Annotated in this window: 4 protein-coding genes; all 4 read right to left on the bottom strand. The window is 71.6% G+C overall.

The annotated features are described in order from the left end of the window. Positions 1 to 147: 147 nt before the first annotated feature. Positions 148 to 636 carry a hypothetical protein gene (locus GT354_RS26225; RefSeq protein ID WP_161358842.1) on the bottom strand — a complete coding sequence of 163 codons (489 nt, stop codon included), beginning with the start codon at positions 634 to 636 and terminating at the stop codon, positions 148 to 150. 289 nt (positions 637 to 925) lie between these two features. Next, entirely contained in the window at positions 926 to 2,056 is a 1,131-nt protein-coding gene (locus tag GT354_RS26220) for a PP2C family protein-serine/threonine phosphatase (RefSeq protein ID WP_161358841.1), read from the bottom strand. A gap of 216 nt (positions 2,057 to 2,272) precedes the next feature. After that, positions 2,273 to 2,614 (bottom strand): SHOCT domain-containing protein, encoded by a 342-nt coding sequence (locus GT354_RS26215; protein ID WP_161358840.1) that lies wholly within the window; start codon positions 2,612 to 2,614, stop codon positions 2,273 to 2,275. Between the two features lie 304 nt (positions 2,615 to 2,918). After that, the gene (locus GT354_RS26210) at positions 2,919 to 3,815 is read right to left on the bottom strand and encodes a Gfo/Idh/MocA family oxidoreductase (protein WP_161358839.1); all 897 of its coding nucleotides are present in this window, start codon (positions 3,813 to 3,815) and stop codon (positions 2,919 to 2,921) included. Between the last annotated feature and the right edge of the window lie 209 nt (positions 3,816 to 4,024).

Here is a 4,024-nt window from a genome sequence, read left to right as displayed (position 1 = left end):
GGGGTGGGGCGGGGCTCGGGGGCCCTTCGGTCGACATGGCGAACCGCCCACCGTCCGACGGTGGGCGGTGGGCGGTGGGCCGTTGGGGTTTCGTTCGGTTCGGGTCGGGTTCGGGGTGGCGCGTTTTCGGCTGCCGCCCGTGGATTGTCAGGACATCGTGCGCCGGTGCGCTCCCGCCGACTGGGACGTGGTGTCGGCGGCTTCGTCTGCCTGCCAGGTGGCCTCGGGGTGGCTGTGGGTGGAACGGCCGCCCATGGCCGCGTCCCAGCGCGCGGTCAGCGCGTACAGGACGAAGATGTCGAGCGCGATCACGATCGTCGACCACACCGGGTATGCGGCGAGAAAGGCGATCTGGGCCACGATGTTGACCATCACGAGAATCGCCGCGAGTACCCGCGAGACCCCGGATCCGGTCAACAGGCCCATGCCGATGAGCAGTTGCAGACCGCCGAAGATCAGCAGGATCACACCCCACGCGGTGAAGTCCCACACCATCAGGTCGCCGGAGCGGCTGACGAAGTAGTCGTCGGAAAACAGAGCCACGAACCCCTGGATGAGGTTGAGCGCGCCCAACACGATCAGGGTGCAGGCGGCGAAGGCCACCCACCCGGTCCAGGCGGTCGACTTGGTAGCCATCACGGACCCTCTTTCGGGCTGCGAGATCGGACAGGATCGGTCAGGGCATTCATGCGCGTCGAGAGGATCGACACCCGTACGGCCCTGACGACCACGATCCTCCCGGCGGGCGAACTGCACAATTCGGGCTGATCGTCCTGCGGGTCGGTGGCGCGGGCCGCCGTGGCCCTCCGGTATTCGCGTCGGGGCGTGCGCGGGGTGGGTGGGGCGGAGTCGCGTTGCACCCGCACGGCCACGCCCCGGGGGCAGTCGCTTTCAAGTCGGCCGAACGAATGGCACAGGATGCCCGTCAGCGGTCGCCGGGTGTCGGGGGAGCGGTGCGGGTGACCGCGAGAAGCGCCATGTCGTCGTGGAGGCTGTGGCCCGTCCACCCGGCCACGGAGCCGAGCAGCGTGTCCAGGAGGGTGTCCGGGTCGGTGAAGAGCCGGCCGGCCAGGCCGATCGCCGGGTCGTAGAAGACGCCCCGGACGTTGCGCGCCTCGGTGACGCCGTCGGTGAGCAACAGCAGGCTCGCCCCCTCGGGCAGGGCGAAGGTGTCGATCGTCGGCGCGGCATCGAAAAGACCTTCAGCCGCGCCCGGGAGGGTGAGTGCCAAGGTGAGCGGCAGGTCGGGTTCGCTCGGGCCGAGGTGCCGCGCGCGGCCGTCGAGGCCGAACAGTACCGGCGGCGGATGTCCTCGGTTGATCAGCCGTACGGTGTCGCCGTTGCCGGAGATCTCGGCGAACAGGGCGGTGGTGAACCACTCGCTCTCGTCGGAGTTGTCACGCCGGTTGTTCGAGCGGGTCAGCGACTGCTCGACGCGCTCGACCACGTCGGCGAGCGGTTCCACGTGGTGAGCGGCCTCGCGAAAGGCACCGAGCAGGATGGTGACCGCCTCGATCGCGCCGAGCCCCTTGCCCCGTACGTCGGCCACCAGGAGGCGGACCCCGAAGCGGGTGTCCTCGACACCGTACGCGTCACCTCCGATGCGGGCCTCGGAGTCGGCGGCCTCGTAGCGCCACGCGACCTTGAGCGGCCCCAGCTCGGTCGGCGGATCGGGCACCACGATGTCCTGGAGGAGTTCGGTGAGCCCGCGCAGTGACGCGAGTTCGCCCTCGTCGCGTGAACGGGCCCGGGTCAGCAGCAGCACGGCGCCGCACAGGAACGCCAGGGCCGCCAGGTCGAGCAGACTGTGCGTTCCGCTGCGGTCGTACAGGGTCAGGCCGATCCCGACGGACAGCGACAAGCCGACGACGTACGGCACGAACCGGGGCGACAGCGTGCCCAGGGCCACCGCGGGCGCCGCCGCGAGGAACGGCGAGGCGGTGTACCGGGACGGCGTCGACAGGTCGAACGCGGCGCCTGCCACGATCAGCAGGACCAGGAACACCAGAACCCGATGGATCGTCGTCCGGGCGAGCGGCGCGGAGTAGCGACCCACCGGACCTCCGATCCCTACCCGCCGGCACGGCCGGCACGGCCCGGACGGACCGTCGGCACCCGATACCCGAGGTGCGGGCGGACACTGCCGGCCGTGCGCCGAACGAGTGAGCACCGGGCGCGGACCGGATGCGGACGGAGTACGGACGAAGTACGGACGGAGTACGGATCGATTGCTGACCGAGTGACGAACGGCGGCCGGACGAGCGGCGAAGGGTCACAGCCGCCTGAGAAGTTCGGCCTTCTTGGCTTCGAACTCGGCGGCGGTGACGATCCCGGAGTCGCGCAACGCGCCGAGCTTGGTGAGCCGCTTCATAACGTCGAGGTCGGTCATCGTCGCGGAGGCCGAGGCGGGTGGGCGGACTTCGACCGGCGGGCGGATGTCGGTGGGCGAGTAGGCCTCGATCGGCGCCGAGGACCGCCGGCGGGCTCGTCGCGTCCGCAGCGCGTCCGGGACGACCCGGAGCAGTCTGCGGACCTCGCGCGCGGCGCCGGGCACGGGGGCGGGTCGACGCGCACGGTTGATGTGACGGTCGGGTGGATTGCCGGGCTCGGCCATGGTGCGGGACTGCCTTCTGCGGTGGGGGCCGGCCGGGCATGACCGTGCCCTCCCACTCTGCGCTCACCGCGGGACGAATCGGTAGGGCACTTCGGGCAGAGATGCGGGACTTTGGTCTTGGGTGTCTTGGGTGTCTTGGGTGTCTTGGGTGTCTTGGGTGTCTTGAGTGTCTTGGGTGTCTTGGGTGTCTTGGGGTGCGTGGGTGGCGCGGTCTCCCTTCCTTGCCTTCCTCCCTTTTCCTGGGCGACTTCCGCACGTGACCCGCCGGCTGCGGCGCCCGATGGGGTCCGCCGATCCGGCCGCCTCAGGTGCGGGCCGCGAGTTGGTGCTCGGCTTGGGCGATGAGCTCCTGGAGGTATACGCCCCGCCGTACGTCCAACGGGTGGTCGCCGCCGCTGCGGACCAGGCCCGCGAACTCTTCGCGCAGGACCGCGAACGCCGATTCGTCGATCGCCTCGGAAAGGTCCAGGCGCGTGGACCCGGCCGACCCGTACAGCTCGACGTCGTAGCGGTGGCCGGCCTCGGCCGTGCAGCACAACACCAACTGCGATACCGCGCCGCCGGTATGTACGAGTTGCAGCGAGGTCCAGCCGGCGCCGGCGCCGTCGGCGCGTAGGTCCACGACGTCGCCCAGGGCCGCGCTCACCAGGTCGAAGGCGTGCGGTCCCACATCCAGGAGCGCGCCGCGCGCCTGCCGCCACGGCGACGCCGCGAACGGGCCGCCCAGGAACGCGCCCGTCACGCACGTCAGTCGGGCGCCGGCCCACGCGGAGCCGGCGGAGTCCTCGGCCACCTTGTCGAGGAACACCCGCACCTGCGGGGCGAACCGCGCGGAGAGCGTGACGATCGAGCCGACGCCGGCCTCGCCGATCGCGTCGGCCAACCTGCGCGCGGCGTCGAGGTTGTCGGCGACCGGCTTCTCCAGCAGTACGGCCTTGCCGGCCTGGGCCGCGCGCTCGGCCAACGCGGGCTGGGCCTCGGGAGCGACCGCGAAGACCACGGCCTCGCACCGGTCGAGCAGGTCGTCGTATTCCGTGCACGCGACCGCGTCGTATCGCTCCGCGAGTCGCTGGGCCGCGTCCGGGCGCCGCGCCCACACCGCGGCCAGCCGCGTCTGCGGCCCGGCGGCGAATACCGGGGCATGCACCCGCTCCGCCCAAGGTCCTGCGCCGACCAGACCCACCGCGACCGGCTCGCCCATCGTCTACTCCCTGTGGCTCGGATCTTCGTCGCTTGCGGCCGCCCGCAACTGCAAGGGCGGTACGGGCCGAGCGTATCCGCGCCGGGAGCGGGAGCGACGCCGTCCCGCAGCACTGGTGTGTTCGCCGACGCGACGCGACGCGACGCGACCCGGTCACGCGGGTGCGGTCCGGCCCGGTGCGGTTCCGGAGCGCGCACGGGGGGCGCGCC

Source organism: Streptomyces sp. SID3343 (assembly GCF_009865215.1).
Taxonomy (GTDB): Bacteria; Actinomycetota; Actinomycetes; order Streptomycetales; family Streptomycetaceae; genus Embleya.
This window is presented reverse-complemented; position numbering and strand designations above follow the sequence as displayed.

Coding starts and splice junctions, on each gene's coding strand:
- GT354_RS26225 (WP_161358842.1), bottom strand. CDS start 636: ATGGCTACCAAGTCGACCGCCTGGACCGGGTGGGTGGCCTTCGCCGCC.
- GT354_RS26215 (WP_161358840.1), bottom strand. CDS start 2,614: ATGGCCGAGCCCGGCAATCCACCCGACCGTCACATCAACCGTGCGCGT.
- GT354_RS26210 (WP_161358839.1), bottom strand. CDS start 3,815: ATGGGCGAGCCGGTCGCGGTGGGTCTGGTCGGCGCAGGACCTTGGGCG.